This window comes from Tunturibacter psychrotolerans (assembly GCF_040359615.1).
Classification (GTDB): domain Bacteria; phylum Acidobacteriota; class Terriglobia; order Terriglobales; family Acidobacteriaceae; genus Edaphobacter; species Edaphobacter psychrotolerans.
In genome coordinates this window covers 2,439,517-2,459,945 of record NZ_CP132942.1, presented here as the reverse complement: position 1 = coordinate 2,459,945, position 20,429 = coordinate 2,439,517, and the positions used below count along the sequence as shown (strand labels likewise).

Genomic DNA, 20,429 nt, shown 5'->3' with positions numbered 1-20,429 from the left:
GAGGTGACGTTAGTTGGCGTCGAAGTGGACCGAGTCGAGGATCTTCTGCATGCGCATACGGACGGCATCCAGTTCGTGGGGAGTGATGTCCTGCACGCCGCTTACGTCGCCGCCGCAAAAGGTGTTGATGACGGCGTCGAAACGGTAGCATGAGTTGTTGTGGGGGGTGGTATAGATCTCGTCGCGGGATTCGGTGCAGATGCCGCCGTGCTCGTCGTAGCCGTGAGTAAAGGCGAGCCCCCCGATCTGGGCGGTGGACGCGGTGCGCGGCTCCCGGACGGTCGCCTGGGCACTGCACTCGGCTGGAGTGAGATGGGGCGTGACGCTGAAGTAAAAGAGCGCACCGCTGAAGGTGGAGTTGGGGTGCGGGTTGAAATCGATGCTGGCGACTGCACGCAACTGGGTGGTGCGGGCGATCGAACGAGCGTCGAGGTTGAAGGTGCTTACCTCGGCGTCTTTGCGGGTGAGATCCCAGGCGGCGGGAACCGTGAAGGTGACTCCATAGCGCGAGTCGTGGAACGGATGGGCGGGCGGCATGGTGGGCTCGATGGCTGGAGGCTTGGGACGCAGCAGGGGCGGGACCGGTTCAGACCCGGAGGATTTGGTCTGTGCCGCAGATGCGATAGTAGCGAGGGCCGTCAACAGGGCGACAGTGGTGTAACTGGTGATGAGCCTGGATTTCATGCTTCCTTCTTGGGCACGACTATTCGGCGCGCATACGCGGATTGGCTATAGTGTAGGCGATATCGGTGAGGAGATTCACTACAACATAAGTTAGCCCCACCGCCAGAATGCATCCCTGAACCAGCGCGTAGTCGCGATTGGAGATAGCAGAGAGAGTGAGCCGGCCGATCCCGGGCCAGCTGAAGATTGTTTCGGTTACGATGGCGCCCGCAAGAAGGCTGCCAAACTGGAGACCAATGACGGTCAGGACGGGGATGAGAGCATTTCGCAGGGCGTGCCGGTAGACGACAGCGTTTTGCGTAAGCCCTTTGGCGCGGGCGGTACGGATGTAGTCCTGATTCAGCTCCTCGAGCATGGCCGTACGGACCATGCGGGTGAGGATGGCAGCGAGGCCGAGGCCCAATGTGATTGCCGGGAGGATGAGATGCAGGAGAAAGCTGGTGGCATCGCCGTTGCCCGCTCCGGAGACGGGAAGCCAGCCGAGTTGGATGGAGAAGACGAGGATCAGGATGGGACCCAGCGCGAAGTTTGGGAAGGAGAGGCCGACGAGCGACAGGACGCCGAGGGTGCGGTCTTGCCAGCGGCTGCGATGGAGGGCTGAGGCGATGCCGGCAGGGATCGAGAGGGCGATGCCAATGAGCAGGGCCGCCGCGGTGAGGGCGAGAGTGTAGGGGTAGCGCTGAAGAACGAGGTGGACGACAGAGTCGTGGAGGCGGAGAGACTGGCCGAGGTCGGCGTGAAGGATACCGTGCCAATAGTGGGCGTACTGCTGGCTAAGTGGGGCGTCAAGGCCGTAGGAGTGGCGGAGAGCGTCGATGTCGGAGGCAGTGGCTCCTTCGCCGAGCATCTGGACGATGGGGTCGCCGGGAACGAGGTGGATGAGGAGGAAGACGACCGAGACGACAACCCAGAGGACCGGAAGGGTGAGGAGGATGCGGCGAATGGGTCTCCAGAGAGCTGCGGTGCGGTTCTCGATCACTGGATGGCTTCCCTGCTGTCGGTTTCGTCTTCGATCTGATTCGGCGGCGGGGCAATGTCCTCTACGATGACGCGGCTGATGCGACGGCCAGCCATCTCGGCGACCTCGAAGCGGCGACCTTCGTACTCGACGCTTTCGCCAACGGTGGGGATGTGGCCCAGGTTCGCAAGGAGGAAGCCGGCGAGAGTTTCGACGCCGGCCTCGCGGGGGAAGGTCCAGTGAAGCTGGTTGCCGAGGTCGCGAAGCGTGGTACTGCCGTCGAGCGACATGGCTCCCGTGGTGCTGAGGAGGGGAGATTTGCTGACGTCGAACTCGTCTTCCAGTTCGTCAACGATCTGCTCGAGGACGTCTTCGGCGGTGACCAGACCAACGGTGCTGCCGAACTCATCGACGACGATGGCGATGTGGCGGCGGCGCTCCTGAAACTCTTGCAGTAGTTCGATGGCGAGTTTGGTCTCGGGGACTACGGTAAGCTCGCGCATGACCTGCCGGAGGGTGAGGGCTGATTCTCCTTTGCCACCGAGCGAGAGGGCGACGGTGCGAAAGTGCATGAGGCGGGAGACGTCCTTCGAGTAGACGATGCCGATGATGTGCTCGGGCCCGCTGGCGGGGTCGTATACGGGAACGCGGGAGTGCTGCTCGTCGACGATGCGGGCGGAGGCCTGCTGGAGCGGCAGGTCGGCGGAGAGAGAGAAGATGCTGCCGCGCGGAGTCATGATCTCGCGAACGGTGACGTGGTTGAGCTCGATGGCGCGGTGGATGATCTCTTCCTGAAAGACGGGGAGTAAGCCCATGCGGCGGGTGGCGGTGGCGATCAGCTTCAGCTCTTCGGGCGAATGGACGGCGCCTTCGCCGCGCAGGGGGGCGCGAAAGAGTCTGAGGACGACCGCCGCAGAGGCGTTCATCAGCTTCACGATAGGACGGGTGAGCCGAATGAAGACATCCATCGGACCGGCCACGGCGAGCGCGATGCGCTCGGTACGCTGGAGTGCGAGCGACTTCGGGACGAGTTCGCCGAGGAGGACTTCGAAGTAGGTGATCAGTGAAAAGGCGAAGATGACCGCGGCAGTATGGGCGTAAATAACGGCGTGGGCGGGTAACCGATGGAGCGGACCACCGAGAAAATTGAGGATGATCTCGGCGACAGCGGGTTCCCCGATCCAACCGAGTGCAAGCCCGGCGACAGTGACGCCCAGCTGCACCGCGGGGAGGAACTCATCGATCGAGTATTTGAGCTTGAGGGCAGTGCGGGCGCCGGGACGGCCGAGGGCGATCAGTTGCTGGATGCGGGTCTCGCGGACGCTGACCAGGGCGAACTCGGCAGCCACAAAGAAGCTACTGGCCAGAATGAAAAAGGCCACCATGATTATGCGGAAGAGCATCCACTCGAACATTAAGGCTTGAGTTTATCAGGGGGGATTCGGAGGTGGTCCGACATGGGTCAGTCTGCGTGCAAACGAAGACGGCCCGCGAGTTGAACTCAGCGGGCCGTACTTTTGCGTAACTTCAGACTTACGCTAAAACCTTATTCACGGACTTGTCGATCGTGTCCTTGGGGACGAAGCCAACGATCTGCTCAGCAACCTTGCCATCCTTGAAGATCAGCAGGGCGGGTATACCGCGGATGCCATAGCGCATCGGGGTTGCAGTGTTGGAGTCGACGTCCATCTTCATGACCTTGAGTTTGCCCTGATAGTGGGTGGCAACCTCATCGACGACCGGGGCGAGTGCGCGACAGGGTCCACACCATGCCGCCCAGAAATCGACCATAACCGGCTCGGCCGACTGAAGAACATCTTTTTCAAAGTTTGCGTCATTTACTTCGGTGACGAACTGTCCTGCCATTTATCTTCCTCCAGAATGCGCTGCACTTTTGACACCCATCCGGTGCAATGCAGTCTTCTCAATAATAGATGCAATTTTGAACTGATAGTTTCAGCTAGCGAAATACCACTTAAAGAGGAAACGCCCGGACCTCTGATGAAGAGGTCAACGGGCGGCGTAGCAGCCCTCCCCAGAACTGCCCACTCGGCTAAAGTACGAGGCTTTTTACCTTTCGTAAAGAACTCTTAGGTAACAAAATGATCATTACTGTGATGTTACCTGAGTACCTAAGCCCTTTAGGTTGAGCGAAATCAGTCTGTGGCCTCAAGTATTCCCGTAGAGATTTTAGTCTGAATCACCTCAAGTAATTGATCCCCGGCGGCTTGACGGACGATCGCCGAAACGGTGGGAGAGTCCGCCTCTTCGGAGAGGATCAGGACCGAGGGGCCGGCACCACTCAGGGCGACACCGAGAACGCCGGGATTTTCGGTAAGGGGAAGAAGCAGTGGAAGTAGCGGGCACGACTTCATGCGGTAGGGTTGGTGGATTCGGTCTTGCATGGCAGTGCGGAGGAGGTCGCCGCGCCCCTGAGCAAACGCCGCTACGAGGAGAGCAGTGGATTGAATATTGGCGACTGCATCTTCCCTGGAATAGTGGGCCGGAAGAAGTGCTCGGGCTTTTTTAGTGGCGAAGCTATCCGCAGGCAAAGCCAAGGTCAAGCCCCAGGTTAAGTGTTCCCCGCAAGTTGCTGTAATGACTCTATCTTCCCTGACAGAGGAAGCGGTCATTCCACCAAGATAACAAGCTGCGGCATTGTCTGGGTGGCCTTCGCGGCAGCAGGCTTCTCTGAGGATCTGTTGACCGGTCCAACCAAGATCGCCGAAGTGATTTGCCAGAAGTACGCCGGCCAGAAGCGCTGATGCGCTCGAACCGCAGCCCATTCCTAAAGGTATTTCGTTGTGGAGCTGGAGGTGAAGCCGAGGGGCCAGAACTCCGGCGGTCGCAAGAACGTCGACGTAGGTGGTGAGGATGAGATTGTCTTCCAGTGTGGAGCAGAGATCGGCGTTGCGACCAGATGCGTCGATATGGAAGGCATCGGCAAGGGTGGCTTCGATGGTGAGATAGAGGGCCATCGCGAGACCGAGAGCATCAAAGCCGGGCCCCAGGTTGGCTGAGGTTGCGGGCAGGCGCAGGCGGTAGGGTTTCTTTGTGACGGTCGCGCTCATGCTGGCTGGGGCTGATTCATGTGAGATTCGAGTGTGCGGAGGACCAGGCCGGGATCCGCTTCAAGGACGATGGGGGGCTTGCGCAGGGCAGCATGCCGAGATTGCTCCGAAACGCTAAGCTCCGCTTTTTCAGCGTCTGAGAACAATTCGTTACGGTGATACTCGATGGTATACGCGGAGTCTTTCAGGGTGTGGCCAGTGAGGATGAGGACGACGCGCTCCTCTGCGGTGATCTTTCCCTGGGCGACGAGCTTTTTGAGGCCAGCAAGGGTGACAGCGGACGCCGGCTCGCAACCTACGCCTTCCGCGCCGATCTCGGCCTTAGCGAGCGCAATTTCCTGCTCAGAAACCTGCTCGCACCAGCCGCCGGTTGTCTGAAGGGCGTTCACGGCTTTGCGCCAGGAGGCAGGGTTGCCGATGCGTATGGCAGTGGCTCGAGTATTTGCGACCACTGGAGTGAGTTGCTCGCCGCCGTTCTCCTGCAGGCTGCGGTAGAGCGGGTTCGCTCCTTCCGCCTGGATGATGCTGATCTTCGGAATACGCGGGATGAGGCCAAGCTCGTGCATCTCCGCAAAGCCCTTGGCGAGGGCCGAGGAGTTGGCGAGGTTGCCGCCAGGAACGATGACGTGCTCGGGAACCTGCCACTCCATCTGCTCGACGAGCTCGAAGGCGGGGGTCTTCTGACCTTCGAGACGGTAGGGGTTGACCGAGTTGAGCAGATAGATCGGGAACTGCTTTACCAGTTCGCCGAGGATTTTGACGCAGCCGTCGAAGTCCGTCTTGAGCTGAATGGTCAGAGCGCCGTAGTCCATCGACTGCGAGAGCTTGCCCCAGGCGATCTTGCCCTCCGGGATAAAGACGATGCTGCGCAGCCCGGCGCGCGCGGCGTAGGCTGCCATGGCGGCAGAGGTATTGCCCGTCGAAGCGCAGGCAACCCACTCGAAGCCACGCTGGGCGGCAACCGAGAGAGCGGCGGTCATGCCTGTGTCCTTGAAGGAACCCGTCGGGTTCATGCCCTGGTGTTTGGCGAGAAGCCAGTCGATGCCGGCAGCTTTGGCGCAGCGGGGAAGATCGTAGAAAGGGGTATTGCCTTCGCGGAGGGTGACGACTTTTTCGAGGTCGTCGACGATGGGAAGCAGATCGCGGAACCGCCACACTCCCGACTGGTCGATTGCCATCGATGATGACCGGCGCTCCTGCCAGAGCCAGCGGAGGGCGCTCGGATTGGGCAGGCGGCTTTCGGGGCCGGCAGTGGCATTGGTCCATGGGTAGACAACTTCATAGAGGCCGTTGCACAGCGGACAGCGAAAGTTGCTGCTAACCTCATCCTTGCCGATGACGGTCGCGCATTCTGTGCATCTGAGGTGATGTGTTGCTACTTTCATGGTTGCTACTAGCCTATCGTAAAGGCCGCAGTGCGTCTGCGGCCCTTGTGTGCCTTGTTGTCTGTCTGGGTGTGATCCTGAGTGGCCGAAGTGCATGGGGACAGAAGGAGCTGAGGGTCGCCGCCGCAGCAGATCTTCAGCCCGTGATGCCAGAGCTCGCACAGGAGTACGAAAAAGCGATGGGAGTGAAGTTGGTCGTCAGCTTCGGATCGTCGTCCACACTCGCGACGCAGATTCTAAACAGCGCTCCGATGGATATTTTTTTGGGAGCGGACTTCTTCTTTCCAGAAAAGGTCGTGGCAGCGGGTCTGGCCGATGAGACAGCGCCGGTAGCGTACGCCAAGGGCACGCTGGTGCTTTGGGCGAGGAAGGATTCCGGCCTTCTGCCGCTGAGTATCGAGCGGCTGACCGATCCGAAGGTCACGCGGGTGGCGATCGCGAACGAACTGCATGCTCCGTACGGACGAGCGGCTGCGGAGGCTCTACGGCGAATGAAGATCTACGATCAAGTGGCTCCTCACTTTGTCGTGGGAGAAAACATTACGCAGACGGCTCAGTTTGTGGAATCGGGAAATGCGCAGCTCGGTTTGATATCGATGACCGCTGCGAGCACGCCGCACTTCAAAGAGATTGGCACCTACGTGCTGGTACCGACATCGCAGTACACGGAGATACGGCAGTGTGCTGTGATCATGGCGAAGTCAGACCGCAAGGCCGACGCCCATGCTTTCCTCGACTGGATGCTGTCGCCTGCGGTTCAGGCAAAACTAAGTGCAATGGGTCTTGCTGCAGTAAAGTAGTCCCTCTTCGTATTGCGCTGTGACCGTCGGCGAATGTCATAGACTGTCGCAGTATGGATTTCGAGGCGCTCTGGCTGACGTTGCGACTGGCGGTGGGGACGACAGCGATTCTGCTGGTAGTAGCGGTGCCGCTGGCCTGGTGGATTGCCTCAGGACATGGGTGGGGACGTGCTCTGGTGCAGACCGTGGTCGCGCTGCCGCTGGTGCTGCCGCCAACAGTACTTGGCTTTTATTTGCTGATTGCGATGGGGCCGCTGACCGCGCCGGGAAGGCTGTTGATCCGAATCTTTGGTCATCCGCTGGCGTTCAGCTTCGAGGGACTGCTGATTGGATCAGTGCTGTACAGCCTGCCGTTTGCCGTGCAACCGCTGGTGGCCGGATTTCAGGCTGTGGATCGAGGATTTGTCGAGGCCGCTGCCGGGTTGGGCGCGAGTCCCGCGAAGGTGTTCGTCTCGGTTGTGCTGCCGATGACCCGCGCTTCCCTGCTGACTAGCGCGGTGCTGACGTTTACGCACACGGTTGGAGAGTTTGGCGTCGTGCTGATGCTAGGGGGCAATATTCCGGGAGCAACGCGGACGCTTTCGATCTCGCTCTACGACCTGGTGCAGGACGGAAACTACGCGGCAGCGAACCGGACGGCGCTGGTGCTGGTCGGTTTTGCGACGGTGGCACTGCTGGCGATCTATCTTCTGCCCTCGATGCGCAAGGTGGATGGAAGGCAGGCTGACATTGTCCGATAGTCTGCCGGAACACCTGCTGTCGGTAAAGATGAAGCATCGAGTGGGGACGGTTTCGCTCGACGTCAGCTTCGCGCTGACCCAACCGTGGACCGTGTTGTTCGGACCCTCCGGCAGCGGTAAGACAACCGTGTTGCGCGCGATTGCCGGGTTCGTGCGTCCCGATGCGGGTTCGATCGGACGAGGCGACGACCTGTGGGTGGATCGTGAGTCTGGCGTATTTGTTCTCGCTCACCTTCGACCAGCGAGGAGCGCAGGACAGACGGCTCGGCTTTTTCCCAACATGACCGTGCGGTCGAATGCAGTCTATGGCCTCGGCTGGAGTACAAAGCCGGACGATGCAAAAAAGGTCGTTGAAGAGACCATAGGGTTGTTCCGTCTCAAAGATCTCCTCGATCGAAAGCCTCACGAGTTGAGCGGAGGCGAGAAGCAGAGAGTTTCAGTGGCACGCACGGTTATCTCTGCGGTCACCTTCGACGGACCAGGAACAGCACTGCTGTTGCTCGATGAGCCATTCTCAGGCCTGGATTACGCGATGCGAGACGAACTTGTTGGCGGCCTGCGCGAATATCTTATCCTCCGTAAGATTCCCGTACTCTCTGTGACACACGACGTAGGCGAGGCCTTTCAACTTAATGCTGAGGTGATCAGGATCGCGGATGGCAAGGTTGTGCAGCAAGGGCCGGTGAGCGACGCATTGAAGGACGAGCGTCGGCTTTTGATGAGCCAGCTAAAGAGTGGGTCTTAGAGCCCCACCTGGACCGGCTCCTGTTCAAGCTGAATGCCGAAACGAGATGCAACTTCGCGCTGAATCGTATCGCGGAGAAGAGCGATGTCGGCGAAGGTCGCATGACCACGATTGATCAGAGCAAGGGTGTGGCGGGAGGAGATGCCCGCCTCGCCGAGATGAAAGCCCTTCACGAAACCTGCGCGCTCGAGAAGCCACGCCGCAGGTAGCTTGACCATGTCTTCACCAGCCGTCCAATGGGGAATCTTGTCGGCAGGGAGGGTCAATGTGGCGGCGATATTGTGCAAGACTGCAGTTGGAACTACCGGGTTTTTGAAGAAGGAGCCCGCGCTGCGGCAGTCCGCCTCGCCTTCGACGATCAGCATGCCCTTGCCCTGACGAATATTGCGAACAGCGTGATAGATCTCAATCGGCTTTGGCGCTGAAGTGCGACTCGAAAAATAATCTTTCAGATCCGCATAGCGGAGACTCGGTGTTGCATCGAGGTCCATCCGGAAGGTTACCGAGATGACGATGTACCGATTGCGATGGGTGGTGTTGAAGATGCTGCGGCGATAGGCGAAGCCACACTGTTCGGCAGTCAGACTGACAAAGTTGAGGGTTTCAAGATCGAGTACATGAACCCAAAGAATGCTGGTGGAGACCTCCTGTCCATAGGCTCCGATGTTCTGAATGGGTGCCCCTCCAACGAGACCTGGGATGCCTGCAAGACACTCGATACCCGTGATATCAGCCTTGGCGACTTTTAGAACAAAGGCGTCCCAATCCATTCCGCCGGGGACATCGTAGGTCACGCTCGTTTGCTTGGGCCTATCGTCTCGGTAGCCGCCGCCGATAGTGATAGCTCCCTCGATTTTGACACGAAGGACCAGGCCGTCAAAGCCTCGATCGGTCACCAGCAGATTGCTGCCTCCGCCGAGCACAAATATGGGTAGGCTCCGTTCTCGTGCGAAGGTAACAGCCTCAAGAAGCTGCTCCCTAGTAGTGACTTCGCAGAAAAAACGAGCAGGCCCGCCGATGCGGAAGGTCGTGTAAGGGGCGAGAGGAATGTTCTCCTGAATTTGGAGGTCGCGAGGGGGCACGGGTTAGAGAGTACAACACCGGCGGCCCGTTCCAGAGACAGAGGTGGCGCGGCGAGGGCGCGAGACCGTACAATCGAGAGAAGCGCGGCTTTTACCCGCGAGCAAAAAGGGTTAAAGGGAGAGTGTTATGTATCCAGAGATTATGGTGATTCCAATGCGCGAAGAGTTGACGCGCGCCGGCTTGACGGAGGTCCGTAGTGCAGCCGAGGTGGACGCGGCGATTGCAAAGCCGGGAACAACGATGGTGGTGGTCAATTCCATCTGCGGTTGTGCAGCCGGCAAGATGCGCCCGGGAGTTCGTCTGGCGATGCAGCATACCGCAAAGCCTGATCACTCCGTGACCGTGTTCGCGGGACAGGACCGCGACGCAACCGAGAAGGCGCGTAGCTACTTCGGCGGACATCCTCCTACCTCGCCGGCGATTGCCATTCTGCGCGACGGCCAGTTGGTCTACCTGATGCAGCGTTCGGCGATCGAAACCTCGACCGCCCCGGCGATTGCCCAGGAGCTCCAGCGTGCGTTTGATACTTACTGCGCGCCGACGACTGCCTAAGCCCGGAAGCTGTTGAAATCTAAAGCCGGAGACTCGCTGCAGCACTAGGCGGTCTCCGGTTTTTTCGCGTTTTGTTGCTGAACGGAAGCTGAATTTTGCCGATGTAAGAAACAGCCATGTCGATCACGCGATCTGATTCTCCTACCTTCATCGAACCTTCTCGCGGACTTGTCGAAGAGCCCTGGCCCAAGGGCAACGGTTTCGAGATCGTGGGCTATAGCGCGGAGATCAAAAGGCTGAGGTTGCAGGTGCAGCGGATCGGCCCACACTTTCGAACGGTGCTGATAAGCGGCGAGGCCGGAACCGGAAAAGAACAGGTGGCTCGTGCACTGCATGGAATGAGCCACGTGGCCGACGGCCCGTTTGTTGTATGTCACGGGGCGGCTCTTGAAGAAGCCGTTGCCGAGCATCTGAAAGAGAATGCGGATGCACTTGGCTGTCTGACGAAGATGGCTCATCGCGGAACGCTCTTTCTTCATGGAATCCACGAGATGCCCTTGCAGACACAACTTCGCCTGTTACGCCTGCTGCGGCGTCATGACTCGACGCAGAATCACGTGCAGAATCAAATGGAGACCTGCAAGCTCGATCTGCGGATGATTGCAGCGACGAGCGAAAACCTGAAGATCTTAGCCTCTGCCGGACGATTTCAACAAGAACTCTACCAACGGTTCGCCATGGTGGAGATCACGCTGCCCCCGCTACGCGCACGAAGAGACGACATCCCGGATCTGGCAAAGTATTTTATGTCTCAACTGGCGCCGCTTTACCGCAGGAAGGTGCCCTCAATCTCCGACGAAGCGATGGAACGCATGCTTAACTACAGCTGGCCGGGAAATGTACGGGAGCTGAAAGGCATTGTACGGAGCAGCCTGTCGCGAGTTGAGGGAGAGGTACTGGAAAAGCATCACCTGCCTGCGCTCGCGGAAGAGAATGCTCCGTCATCGACAGTGGAGGGGATCGCAGAGAGCGCGCGATTGCAGGATGTCGTCGAACAACATGTGATGCGGGTTTTGAAGGACTGCGGAGGCAACAAAGTGCGCGCGGCGGAGGTGCTGGGGATCAGCCGTTCGACGTTATACCGGATGCTGGACGCCTCGGCTTCGACTGTTTTGCAGTAGAATCTCGACCCACATCGCGAAACGACGCCTCAGATGCAATAACGGTGGGACTGCGGATACACGCCTCGTCACGTTAGACTAAACCTCAGGATTGAGGAGAATCATGACGAGATTGTGGTTAGGCGGTGTGCGTGGGCTGGTAGTTGTTTGCTGTTTGAGCGTACCGACGAAGACGATGCAGGCACAGTCGACAGCAACGGCGCCTGCCGCTCCGTCAGTCGCATCGCAGAGCAAAGCCCTATCCACTCTCTTCACGCAGATATGGGAGGACCGCCTGAAGCGTTCGCCCGAGTTTGCTTCCTCAATCGGCGATAAACGCTACGACGATCAGCTTACGGACTACTCGACCCAGGCGTTGAACGCCACGTTGGCGCGTGGCCGCGACTACATTGAGAAGCTTTCCGAGATCGATACAACAGGCCTTACCGATCAGGAAAAACTGTCCGCGGATCTGATGTTGCGACAGCTCATCGAAGAGCAGGAGGGAGCGAAGTTCAAAGAGTGGGAGATGCCGGTCAATCAGTTTTACGGCTTCCATACCGACTTAGCTCAGCTGCCGGAGCGGCTGCAGTTTGACTCCGTAAAAGACTACGACGACTACATAACACGTCTGAAAAAGATCCCGAATGCCTTCTCGCAGATCATGACGAACATGGATTTGGGCGCGGATGAAGGCCGGGTACAGGTGCAGTACCTGATGGAGAAGGCGCTGGTGCAGACTCAGGCGCTGGCGAATCAGAAGCCGGAGGAAAGTCCCTTTGCACTGCCACTCAAAAAGTTTCCTAAGACCGTGAGTGCAGCGGAGCAGAAACGAATTTCGTCCGAGATGCTCGATGCAATCTCGACCAACGTACTGCCGTCCTACAAAAGGTTTGCCGGATTTTTGAAGGCAGAGTACATCCCGAAGTCGCGCAAGGAGATTGGCGCTACAGCTCTCCCGGACGGAGAGGCCTACTACGCATTTCGCATTCGCCAGAGCACAACGCTGAACAAGACGGCAGCAGAGATTCACCAGATTGGACTCGATGAAGTGAAGCGCGATGAGGCCGAGATGCTGGCAATTGTGAAGAGCCTTGGCTTCGCGGACATCAAAACCTTCAGCGCTGCGTTGAAGTCCAATCCGAAAGAGCATCCCGCCTCTGCCGAAGCACTCATCGATGATTACAAGGGATACATCGCCGGGATGAAGCCGAAACTGCCTGAGTTATTCGGCCGTCTCCCGAAGGCTCCGCTGGAGATCGTTCCAGTGCCGGCGTACATGGAGAAAGATCAGTCGGCTGCGTACTACGACAACGGCACAGCCGACGGAAGCAGACCCGGCCGAGTGTATGTTAACGAGTACAACTTCGCGGAGCGCTCGTTAGCTCCGGTTGAAGCAGTGTCGTATCACGAGGGGATTCCCGGCCACCACCTACAGATCTCAATCGCGCAAGAGCTGACTGGCATTCCGGAGTTCCGGAAGTACACCTACTACACGGCCTACACCGAGGGCTGGGGACTCTACAGCGAGCGCCTTGGCAAGGACGTCGGCTTCTACAAAGACCCTTACAGCGACTACGGGCGTCTGGAGGCGGATATCTGGCGAGCGATACGGCTTGTAGTCGACACCGGCGTTCACTCGCAGCACTGGACGCGACAGCAGATGGTCGATTACTTCCACGATCATTCGGCCATCGACGAGACCAACATCCAGTCCGAGGTGGACCGCTACATCGCGTGGCCGGCGCAGGCGCTGGGATACAAGATGGGCCAGTTGAAGATCCTCGAACTACGGGAACGCGCGAAGACAGCGCTTGGTCCCAAGTTCGACATCAAGGCGTTTCACGATCAGGTGCTCGACTCCGGCGCGCTTCCGATGGACGTTCTTGAGCAGCGGATCGATGCCTGGATCGCTGCTCAGAAAGAGTAGCCTGCGTGAAAAAAGCGCTGTCTGATAGCCTTTGGGGATGAGCGAAAGCTATGAAGTGATGGTTCCAGCTCCGGTGATGCCGGGGCTGCGGGTAGCGGTATTGGGCGCAGGAAAGATGGGCGGCATCCTGCTGCAAGCCTTCTTGAAGAACAACCTGCTGGCGCCGGAACAGATCTTTGCCACTGTTCAACATGCGGAGCGAGCGCAAGCATTGTCGGCACAGTTCGGCGTTGAGGTCACCACCGACAATCTCGCAGCAGCGCAACTCGCGGATGTGATTTTGCTGGGTGTAAAGCCTACACAGGTGCCTGCTGTGATCGAGGAGATCAAACCCGCCCTCACTCCAAAGAAGACCGTACTGTCTTTTGCAGCGTCGGTGAAGACACGCAGTATCGAAGAAGGTGCGGGATGCGAACTTGCTGTGATCCGCGCGATGCCAAACACTCCGGCTATGCTGGCTGCAGGTATTACGGCACTCTGCAGTGGCCGGTTCGTCTCTGCGGAACAGATGGCAGTAGCGCAGAAGATCTTCCAGACGGTCGGCCGTACGGTCGTTGTCGATGAAAAGCATATGGACGCAGTGACCGGGCTTTCAGGCTCCGGCCCGGCGTTTCTCTACATCATCATCGAAGCGCTCGCCGAAGCTGGCGTGAACGTAGGACTACCGCGCGATATTGCGACACTACTCGCTGCGCAGACGACGTTGGGTTCGGCGAGGATGGTGCTCGAAACCGGATACCACCCTGCCTTGCTCAAGGACGCCGTAACGACGCCTGCAGGATGCACCGTCGATGGCATCCTCGAGCTCGAAGAGGGCGGCCTTCGCGTAACTTTGATCAAAGCGGTGAAGCGAGCGACCCAGCGAGCGAAGGAGTTGGCGAACGGGTAGGGCCTTGAAACAGCCTCGTCAAAGCTGCGTAGAATAAAGCTATGGCTACGGCTGGAGCAGTGAAGGTGCCGGGTGGTTCGACGACGAGGCTTGAAGTGCCTCTTGCGCTGGTGCGGTTTGGTTGGGCCGTCGTCGGCTACAACGTGCTGGTAATCCTTTGGGGAGCACTGGTACGGGCCACAGGATCTGGCGCCGGATGCGGAAACCATTGGCCACTCTGCAATGGACAGGTAATTCCGCTCTCGCCTCGAATCGACACCATCATTGAATTTACACATCGCTGCATGACCGGCGGTTCAACCTTCTTAGTAGTGGGTCTGCTGATCTGGACCTTCCGCGGCACCGTGAAGGGTCACGCGGCACGAGCGTTCGCCATTGCGTCCATGCTATTGCTGCTCAATGAGGCTTTTCTCGGCGCGTTGCTGGTGAAGCTCGGGTATGTCACGGGCAATCAGTCCATGGGACGAGTCGTGGTGCTCTCCATTCATCTGAGTAATACGTTGTTGCTCCTCGCCGCCTTGACCCTGACCGCCCGGCTACTGACCACGGGACAGCGATGGGCGGAGCTGAGGGGAAGAAAAACGAAAAAAACTTGGGCTTTGCTCGGGCTCGGAGCGACCCTGGTGGTCGGGGTCAGCGGATCCCTTGCTGCGTTGGGAGACACTCTGTTCCCTGCTTCCTCGTTGCGAGCAGCGTTCGCTCAGGACTTTGCAGCAGATTCGCCCTGGCTGCTGCGGCTGCGTGGCGTACACCCGGTCAGCGCTGTAATCGCAGCGGTATTCGTGCTGTGGCTGATCGGACAAGCAAAGCGAGCTGGAGAGGGCAAGCTAGCGGCAATTGTCGTCGCACTGCTTGCCTTCCAATTTGCCCTCGGGCTAGCGGATGTTCTTCTACTGGCGCCGGTGTGGATGCAGATCCTGCATCTGCTGGGAGCGGATCTCTATTGGGTGGCCCTGGTAGCGCTCGCGACGGCAGTAATGTGGCCGAAGCAAATCTCGAACACATTACATATTGCAAATTAAGGCTTTCCCTTGAGCCCCGGTAACGCAGGGGATCAAGGGAGAGCGCTGTGGTGAGAGGACTACTGCGGAGTAGGCTTGCCGACGATCTTATCGCCGACCTTTTCGGTGCCGTGCGCTGTGTCCCTGGCCGCGGTCTTGGTGCCATGACCGATATCCTTACCTACGGTTTTAGTGCCGTCGGCTGTCTTATCGGCGACTGTCTTGGTGCCAGTGGCGGTCTTATCGGCTGCGGTCTTGGTCCCGCTGACGGTCTTGTGATAGACCTTCTTCGTGCCGGAAGCGGTCTTTTCAGACCCAGTGGCTATGCCATGGCCCGCATCTTTAGTTGCATCTTTCGTGTCGGTTCCAACAGCCTTCGCGTCATGTCCGACGCTATCCTGAGCGACGGCAAAGCCGGCTGACGTCGATACAGTAAGCGCAGACGCCAAAACGAAAAATCCTAGTCTCTTCACTTGCATTGGTCTCCTTTGAGGTTCGAACTGAACTTCTTACAGGATAGAGTACCGGTTCCGGAAAAGCGATTCACAAAAGACAGGTGGGCTCGTCTCGAAACTTTCGATAGATTCGAAGGAGAAAGTAGGTGGTTCGTTATGGCAAAACAGATGACGATGGGCGTAATTGTGGGCAATCGTGGATTTTTTCCAAGCCACCTGGCTACCAGCGGACGGCTCGAGATGGTTGCTGCGCTCGAGGCTAAGGGGATCAAACCGATCGTGCTCACTCCGGAAGAGACCGCTCATGGCGCCGTAGAGACCTATGAGGACGCAAAAAAATGTGCGGACCTCTTCAAAAAACACGCGGCCGAGATTGACGGCGTCATCATCACGCTACCGAACTTCGGCGAAGAGCGCGGCCTGGCCGATGCATTGCGCCTCGCAAACCTGCAGGTGCCTGTACTGATTCAGGCAACACCCGACCACGCAGCCAAGATGACGATCGCATTCCGTCGCGACAGCTTCTGCGGCAAGATGTCGATCTGCAACAACCTGAAGCAGTATGGAATTCCCTACTCTCTGACTCGGCTCCATACGGAAGCTCCTGACTCGGCGGAGTTCAGCGCAGACCTCGAATGGTTCTCAGCAGTATGCCGCATCGTTCGCGGCCTAAAGAATGTTCGCTTCGGCGCAATTGGTGCTCGCCCAACGGCGTTCAATACCGTTCGATACTCCGAGAAGCTGCTCGAACGTTCAGGCATCACGGTCGAGACACTCGATCTGAGCGAAGTGATGGGCCGTATCGGTCGCATGAATGATACCGACGATGCCGCGCAACAAAAACTCGCCTCTATCAAGAAATACATTCCTGTCGGTGACACGCCCGACGCCGCGCTGATGAAGATGGCCAAGCTCGGCGCAGTGATCGATCAATGGATGTCCGCGAGCGAACTGACCGTGAGTGCTGTGCAGTGTTGGACCTCCCTCGAAGAGTTCCTCGGCATCGTTCCTTGCACCGTGATGAGCATGATGAGCGAAAATCTGATCCCGTCGGCCTGTGAGGTCGACATTCTCGGGACCCTAAGCATGTACGCGCTCACGCTCGCGAGCGAAACTCCCAGCGCACTACTCGATTGGAATAACAACTACGGAGACAACCCCGACAAGGCAGTCTGCTTCCATTGTTCGAACCTGCCCAAACACTTCTTCAACGAAGGAGTGAAGATGGACTTTCAGCAAATCATCGCCGGAACCGTCGGCAAGGAAAACACCCACGGCACGCTCGACGGCACCGTAAAAGCTGGAGCTATGAGCTTCGCCCGCTTCTCTACCGACGACTTCGCCGGCCAGATCACTGGCTACGTAGGGGAGGGTGCCTTCACCAACGATCCTCTTCAAACCTTTGGCGGCGCAGGCGTCGTCGAGATTCCAAAGATGCAGGAGTTGCTGCGCTTCATCTGTGAAAGCGGCTTCGAACACCATGTTGCCGCCAATTTCTCAACGACTGCGGCGTCCGTTCACGAAGCCGCCAACAAGTACCTTGGATGGAAGATGCACTGGCACCGGTAGATCACTCAGTGTGGTTTGCGGAGTTGCTGATTCTTGATAAGGAGCTCCGCTACCAGCCGATGAAGACGAGCGTTCTCCATCTCAAGCTCGCTGAGGCGCTCCATGAAACTGGCAGCAGCTTGTCGGCTGTGAATCGAGGAGAAGCTTCCAGGCGCGCCGGCCTCCGTCTCTTCTCCGTCATCTATGCGCCGTAAATTGATGTCATTCATATCTGAGTCTCCGCGGATGGCGCGAACGGGCTACGCCCGCAACGCATGCCTTTGCGAAACTTCTCTCGCTCTTCTGGTGTCATCTGCTCCCAACGTTCTTTCATGCGTTGCCGCCAGCGATTGCCGCCTCTTCCACCATGACGATGAAAGCCGCCGAAGAGAATCTTGCTCAGCACAAACAAGCCAAGTCCCTGCCAGAAGGTGATCATGTGCCACCCAAAGATCGGCGGCATAAGAGCATTCCACAGACTCTTGACTAGGAAGCCAAGCACGACACTGGCGACTATAGCGAAGAGTGCAATCTTCACTGCTTTGAATGCTGGATGGTAACCCATGTATTGCTCCTCATTTCTTCTCAAAATCTTCGTAGATCAACTGCAATCTCTGGCGCAGATGCGTGACGGCATAATGCTTTCGTGAAAGCAGCGTGTTAACACTGAGCCCAGTTTCGGCAGACATCTCTTTGAAGCTCTGTCCCATCAATTCGTGGGCAACAAAGACTTCACGCTGGGCCTGAGGCAGCTCATCGAGAGCTTCCTCCAACGCGTCGAGCAGTAAACTCCTTGCGTAGGTTGCTTCCGGTCCGGCATCAGCGGAAGGAAGGAGATCTTCGAGCGTGTCACCATCTTCTTCAACCGACACCGGATTGTTGAGCGAAGTCGGTTTCTTTCTGCGGAAAAGATCGACCATCCGATTGCGTGCCACTCGAAAAAGCCACGCCGTCACATGCTCGACGGGCTTCATCAGCCGGTAGGCCTCAAGAAGTTCGTAGAAGACATCCTGAAGGATATCTTCCGCTTCTCCGGTGTCAGCAACATGTTTCCGGATGAAACTGCGCAGCCGGGGCTGGTCTCTCTCCACCGCCTGCGAGATGAGTCGATCCTGCTCTGTAATCGTCCAATTGCTCGGAATTTCGCTCATCTACAGGTGTAGACGGACGACCCGGACAAATATTTTATGAAGTAGGTGGAATTTGTCTAAATTGTTTAGAGGGTTCCGGGCGGGGCTATCAAGGGATATCCCCTGAATTTCTCAGTTCTTCATACAATGCATTCACACAGGTAAGGTAATCTTTTAGACCTCTATGACTGCCAAGAAGCGAACTACCGGAACCTCTACCAGTTCTAAAAAGACTGCAGAAACTGCGGTCGAGACTCTTTTTTTCAGCCGCGACGAGTCCTGGATGCGGTTCAACCAACGGGTACTCGAGGAAGCGCAGGACGAGAGCAACCCTCTGCTTGAGCGAGTCAAGTTTTTGGCGATCACGGCCAGCAACCTGGACGAGTTTGTAGAGATCAGGGTCGCCGGTTTCTTGCAGCGAATCGAAGATGGTTACAATCTCGCGCAACCGCCAGACGAGGGTGGTTTCACCCCACAGGAGCGGCTCGATGGATTGATGGTCATGATTCATAAGTTTGTAGAAGCCCAATACAAGTGTTTGAATGAGCAATTGCTCCCGGCATTGCAGACGGCCAGGATCCGTATCCTTCGGTGGAGTCAGCTTAGCGATGTGGCACGAAAGCACGCTCTGGATTTTTATGAGAATGAGGTCGATCCTCTGCTGACGCCTGTGACCATCGACCCCTCCCACCCATTTCCACGGGTGCTGAACAAGGCGCTCTGCATCGGCCTCCTGCTGCGACATAAACGACGAGGCGTCAAGGCGCCTACTGCCTTGGGCGTGGTGACCGTACCTCGCGCGCTGCCGCGTCTTGTTCCGCTTAAATGCTCAGAGGGCGACTGCGACTTCATCCTGCTGCACGAGCTGGTCGAGTCTCAGGTCGAGCGGATGTTTCGAGGGTATGAGGTATTGTCTCGGTCAGCATTCCGCGTCACCCGCAACAGCAATCTCTACATGCAGGAAGAGGAGTCGCGCTCGGTTCTCGAAAGTGTTCGCGCTGAGTTACATAATCGACGCAAGGGCGACGCCGTCCGGATGGAGATTGAAAGCACGGCAACCGAAGAGATTATCGAGCGGCTGCGGGTCAACTTCGAACTTGAGCCTGAACAGGTTTTCAGAACCGATGGACCTGTGAATCTATCGCGTCTCATGAATCTTTACTCTGAGGTAAAGCGCCCGCAGCTGAAGTATCCAGCCTTCGTTGCGAAAGAGTTCAAGCTGAGTGCAAAGTGCACCGACATCTTTGACGAGCTGCGGAAACGAGACGTGATGTTGCACCATCCCTTCGACTCGTACAAGACGGTCGAGGAGTTTATCGAGGCTGGAGCAAAAGATCCCAACGTCATCTCGATGAAGCAGACGCTTTATCGCACAAGCAAAGATTCTCCAATCTTCACGGCGCTGACTGAGGCCGGACAGAGTAAGGAGGTGACCGTCGTAGTGGAGCTGATGGCGCGCTTCGATGAAGACTCAAACATCCGCTGGGCGCGAGAGCTTGAGGACGCAGGCGTCGGCGTTTTTCATGGCATCTTCGGGCTGAAGACGCATTGCAAGCTTTCGCTTTTGGTACGGCGCGATCCGGATGGCGTCGTGCGACGGTACGCTCACCTGGGGACAGGAAACTACAACCCTGTCACAGCGCGCTTTTACACTGACATCAGCGTTCTGACCTCGAAGCCGGAACTAACCGAAGAGGTGCAAAAGGTCTTCAACTACCTGACTGCCGAAACCGAAGCAGAATCCTACAAGCCGCTACTGGTCGCGCCGCTGACGCTTGCCGATGGCCTCGTTGCACTGATCGAAAGGGAGGCAGCTCACGCCAAGGCAGGTCGTCCGGCATCGATCATCGCCAAGATGAACGGTCTGCTGGATCGGCGAACCGTAGAGGCCTTATACGCTGCTTCGAACGCTGGCGTAGAGATCGATCTGATTGTCCGCGGGATGTGTTCCCTGCGTCCTGGGGTCAAGGGTGTCAGCGAAAAAATTCGAGTACGAAGCATCGTGGGCCGTTTCCTCGAACACAGCCGCATCTTCTCTTTCTCAAACGGAGGCAAGGAAGAGGTCTACTGCGGAAGCGCCGACTGGATGCCGAGAAATCTGATTGAGCGATGCGAAGTGGTATTTCCAGTAGTTCAGCCGGACCTCCACAAGCGGCTGCGCGAAGAGATTCTCGCGGCCTACCTGGCGGATAACACGAAGGCCCGGGTGCTACAACCGGGTGGCGAATATGAGCGGGCACCGAAGGATGGAATTCACTTCAGCGCTCAAGACTACCTGATGCGAATCGCCGAGGGCGCGGACGAAAAAGTTCCTGAGGCTGTGACACACGAGAAGCCTGCGGTTCACTAAATACTTCA

Annotated in this window: 21 protein-coding genes; 11 read left to right on the top strand and 10 right to left on the bottom strand. The window is 57.7% G+C overall.

What is annotated here, in order from left to right:
- Window positions 1-9: 9 nt before the first annotated feature.
- The 6 genes from RBB77_RS10210 to thrC form a co-directional block, all read right to left on the bottom strand.
- On the bottom strand, window positions 10-684 hold the full coding sequence (locus tag RBB77_RS10210; protein ID WP_353067046.1) for a hypothetical protein: 675 nt from the start codon (window positions 682-684) through the stop codon (window positions 10-12).
- Window positions 685-703: 19 nt separating this feature from the next.
- Window positions 704-1,663 (bottom strand): ABC transporter permease, encoded by a 960-nt coding sequence (locus RBB77_RS10205; RefSeq protein ID WP_353067045.1) that lies wholly within the window; start codon window positions 1,661-1,663, stop codon window positions 704-706.
- Entirely contained in the window at window positions 1,660-3,057 is a 1,398-nt protein-coding gene (locus RBB77_RS10200; protein WP_353067043.1) for a hemolysin family protein, read from the bottom strand. Before RBB77_RS10200 ends, RBB77_RS10205 begins: the two co-directional genes overlap by 4 nt.
- Window positions 3,058-3,175: 118 nt before the next feature.
- On the bottom strand, window positions 3,176-3,508 hold the full coding sequence (trxA, locus tag RBB77_RS10195) for a thioredoxin (protein ID WP_353067041.1): 333 nt from the start codon (window positions 3,506-3,508) through the stop codon (window positions 3,176-3,178).
- A gap of 290 nt (window positions 3,509-3,798) precedes the next feature.
- Window positions 3,799-4,713, bottom strand: a complete 915-nt coding sequence (gene thrB, locus RBB77_RS10190) for a homoserine kinase (RefSeq protein WP_353067040.1) — start codon at window positions 4,711-4,713, stop codon at window positions 3,799-3,801.
- Window positions 4,710-6,098 (bottom strand): threonine synthase, encoded by a 1,389-nt coding sequence (thrC, locus tag RBB77_RS10185; protein WP_353067038.1) that lies wholly within the window; start codon window positions 6,096-6,098, stop codon window positions 4,710-4,712. Before thrC ends, thrB begins: the two co-directional genes overlap by 4 nt.
- Before the next feature lie 47 nt (window positions 6,099-6,145).
- Here thrC and modA point away from each other — a divergent pair, with 47 nt between their 5' ends.
- Genes modA through RBB77_RS10170 form a run of 3 tightly spaced genes read left to right on the top strand, consistent with a single transcriptional unit; the run spans window position 6,146 to window position 8,383 of the window.
- Entirely contained in the window at window positions 6,146-6,898 is a 753-nt protein-coding gene (gene modA / locus RBB77_RS10180; protein WP_353067609.1) for a molybdate ABC transporter substrate-binding protein, read from the top strand.
- Window positions 6,899-6,951: 53 nt separating this feature from the next.
- Entirely contained in the window at window positions 6,952-7,638 is a 687-nt protein-coding gene (gene modB, locus RBB77_RS10175) for a molybdate ABC transporter permease subunit (RefSeq protein ID WP_353067035.1), read from the top strand.
- Entirely contained in the window at window positions 7,628-8,383 is a 756-nt protein-coding gene (locus tag RBB77_RS10170) for an ATP-binding cassette domain-containing protein (protein WP_353067033.1), read from the top strand. The genes modB and RBB77_RS10170 overlap by 11 nt, the downstream gene beginning before the upstream one ends.
- Here RBB77_RS10170 and RBB77_RS10165 read toward each other — a convergent pair.
- Window positions 8,380-9,465 (bottom strand): UDP-N-acetylmuramate dehydrogenase, encoded by a 1,086-nt coding sequence (locus tag RBB77_RS10165; RefSeq protein ID WP_353067031.1) that lies wholly within the window; start codon window positions 9,463-9,465, stop codon window positions 8,380-8,382. The genes RBB77_RS10170 and RBB77_RS10165 overlap by 4 nt on opposite strands.
- 127 nt (window positions 9,466-9,592) lie before the next feature.
- Between RBB77_RS10165 and RBB77_RS10160 the strand changes: the two genes are divergently transcribed.
- The 5 genes from RBB77_RS10160 (at window position 9,593) to RBB77_RS10140 (ending at window position 14,959) form a co-directional block, all read left to right on the top strand.
- Complete coding sequence (locus RBB77_RS10160) at window positions 9,593-10,018, top strand: BrxA/BrxB family bacilliredoxin (RefSeq protein WP_353067029.1); 426 nt, start codon at window positions 9,593-9,595, stop codon at window positions 10,016-10,018.
- Between the two features lie 116 nt (window positions 10,019-10,134).
- The gene (locus RBB77_RS10155; RefSeq protein WP_353067027.1) at window positions 10,135-11,139 is read left to right on the top strand and encodes a sigma 54-interacting transcriptional regulator; all 1,005 of its coding nucleotides are present in this window, start codon (window positions 10,135-10,137) and stop codon (window positions 11,137-11,139) included.
- A 103-nt stretch (window positions 11,140-11,242) separates the two neighbouring features.
- The gene (locus RBB77_RS10150; RefSeq protein WP_353067025.1) at window positions 11,243-13,048 is read left to right on the top strand and encodes a DUF885 domain-containing protein; all 1,806 of its coding nucleotides are present in this window, start codon (window positions 11,243-11,245) and stop codon (window positions 13,046-13,048) included.
- Window positions 13,049-13,085: 37 nt separating this feature from the next.
- On the top strand, window positions 13,086-13,937 hold the full coding sequence (proC, locus tag RBB77_RS10145; protein ID WP_353067023.1) for a pyrroline-5-carboxylate reductase: 852 nt from the start codon (window positions 13,086-13,088) through the stop codon (window positions 13,935-13,937).
- 41 nt (window positions 13,938-13,978) lie between these two features.
- Entirely contained in the window at window positions 13,979-14,959 is a 981-nt protein-coding gene (locus tag RBB77_RS10140) for a COX15/CtaA family protein (protein ID WP_353067021.1), read from the top strand.
- 59 nt (window positions 14,960-15,018) lie between these two features.
- On the opposite strand, the gene RBB77_RS10135 is transcribed toward RBB77_RS10140, so the two are convergent.
- On the bottom strand, window positions 15,019-15,411 hold the full coding sequence (locus RBB77_RS10135; RefSeq protein WP_353067020.1) for a hypothetical protein: 393 nt from the start codon (window positions 15,409-15,411) through the stop codon (window positions 15,019-15,021).
- Window positions 15,412-15,549: 138 nt separating this feature from the next.
- Between RBB77_RS10135 and RBB77_RS10130 the strand changes: the two genes are divergently transcribed.
- A complete protein-coding gene (locus RBB77_RS10130) occupies window positions 15,550-16,962 on the top strand; it encodes an L-fucose/L-arabinose isomerase family protein (RefSeq protein WP_353067018.1) in 1,413 nt (470 codons plus the stop codon).
- A complete protein-coding gene (locus RBB77_RS10125; protein WP_353067016.1) occupies window positions 16,938-17,156 on the top strand; it encodes a hypothetical protein in 219 nt (72 codons plus the stop codon). Before RBB77_RS10130 ends, RBB77_RS10125 begins: the two co-directional genes overlap by 25 nt.
- 11 nt (window positions 17,157-17,167) lie before the next feature.
- On the opposite strand, the gene RBB77_RS10120 is transcribed toward RBB77_RS10125, so the two are convergent.
- Together RBB77_RS10120 and RBB77_RS10115 are read right to left on the bottom strand one after the other, a co-directional pair.
- Entirely contained in the window at window positions 17,168-17,506 is a 339-nt protein-coding gene (locus tag RBB77_RS10120) for a hypothetical protein (protein ID WP_353067015.1), read from the bottom strand.
- 10 nt (window positions 17,507-17,516) lie between these two features.
- The gene (locus RBB77_RS10115; protein ID WP_353067013.1) at window positions 17,517-18,092 is read right to left on the bottom strand and encodes an RNA polymerase sigma factor; all 576 of its coding nucleotides are present in this window, start codon (window positions 18,090-18,092) and stop codon (window positions 17,517-17,519) included.
- A gap of 163 nt (window positions 18,093-18,255) precedes the next feature.
- Here RBB77_RS10115 and ppk1 point away from each other — a divergent pair, with 163 nt between their 5' ends.
- A complete protein-coding gene (gene ppk1, locus RBB77_RS10110; RefSeq protein WP_353067011.1) occupies window positions 18,256-20,421 on the top strand; it encodes a polyphosphate kinase 1 in 2,166 nt (721 codons plus the stop codon).
- Window positions 20,422-20,429 lie beyond the last annotated feature (8 nt).

Excerpts from the sequence above, each read along its gene's own strand:
- RBB77_RS10125 (WP_353067016.1), top strand. The coding sequence starts at position 16,938 with ATGGAAGATGCACTGGCACCGGTAGATCACTCAGTGTGGTTTGCGGAG.
- RBB77_RS10140 (WP_353067021.1), top strand. The coding sequence starts at position 13,979 with ATGGCTACGGCTGGAGCAGTGAAGGTGCCGGGTGGTTCGACGACGAGG.
- thrC (WP_353067038.1), bottom strand. The coding sequence starts at position 6,098 with ATGAAAGTAGCAACACATCACCTCAGATGCACAGAATGCGCGACCGTC.
- RBB77_RS10120 (WP_353067015.1), bottom strand. The coding sequence starts at position 17,506 with ATGGGTTACCATCCAGCATTCAAAGCAGTGAAGATTGCACTCTTCGCT.
- proC (WP_353067023.1), top strand. The coding sequence starts at position 13,086 with ATGAGCGAAAGCTATGAAGTGATGGTTCCAGCTCCGGTGATGCCGGGG.
- RBB77_RS10210 (WP_353067046.1), bottom strand. The coding sequence starts at position 684 with ATGAAATCCAGGCTCATCACCAGTTACACCACTGTCGCCCTGTTGACG.
- trxA (WP_353067041.1), bottom strand. The coding sequence starts at position 3,508 with ATGGCAGGACAGTTCGTCACCGAAGTAAATGACGCAAACTTTGAAAAA.
- thrB (WP_353067040.1), bottom strand. The coding sequence starts at position 4,713 with ATGAGCGCGACCGTCACAAAGAAACCCTACCGCCTGCGCCTGCCCGCA.
- RBB77_RS10115 (WP_353067013.1), bottom strand. The coding sequence starts at position 18,092 with ATGAGCGAAATTCCGAGCAATTGGACGATTACAGAGCAGGATCGACTC.
- modB (WP_353067035.1), top strand. The coding sequence starts at position 6,952 with ATGGATTTCGAGGCGCTCTGGCTGACGTTGCGACTGGCGGTGGGGACG.
- ppk1 (WP_353067011.1), top strand. The coding sequence starts at position 18,256 with ATGACTGCCAAGAAGCGAACTACCGGAACCTCTACCAGTTCTAAAAAG.
- RBB77_RS10155 (WP_353067027.1), top strand. The coding sequence starts at position 10,135 with ATGTCGATCACGCGATCTGATTCTCCTACCTTCATCGAACCTTCTCGC.
- RBB77_RS10200 (WP_353067043.1), bottom strand. The coding sequence starts at position 3,057 with ATGTTCGAGTGGATGCTCTTCCGCATAATCATGGTGGCCTTTTTCATT.
- RBB77_RS10130 (WP_353067018.1), top strand. The coding sequence starts at position 15,550 with ATGGCAAAACAGATGACGATGGGCGTAATTGTGGGCAATCGTGGATTT.
- RBB77_RS10150 (WP_353067025.1), top strand. The coding sequence starts at position 11,243 with ATGACGAGATTGTGGTTAGGCGGTGTGCGTGGGCTGGTAGTTGTTTGC.
- RBB77_RS10160 (WP_353067029.1), top strand. The coding sequence starts at position 9,593 with ATGTATCCAGAGATTATGGTGATTCCAATGCGCGAAGAGTTGACGCGC.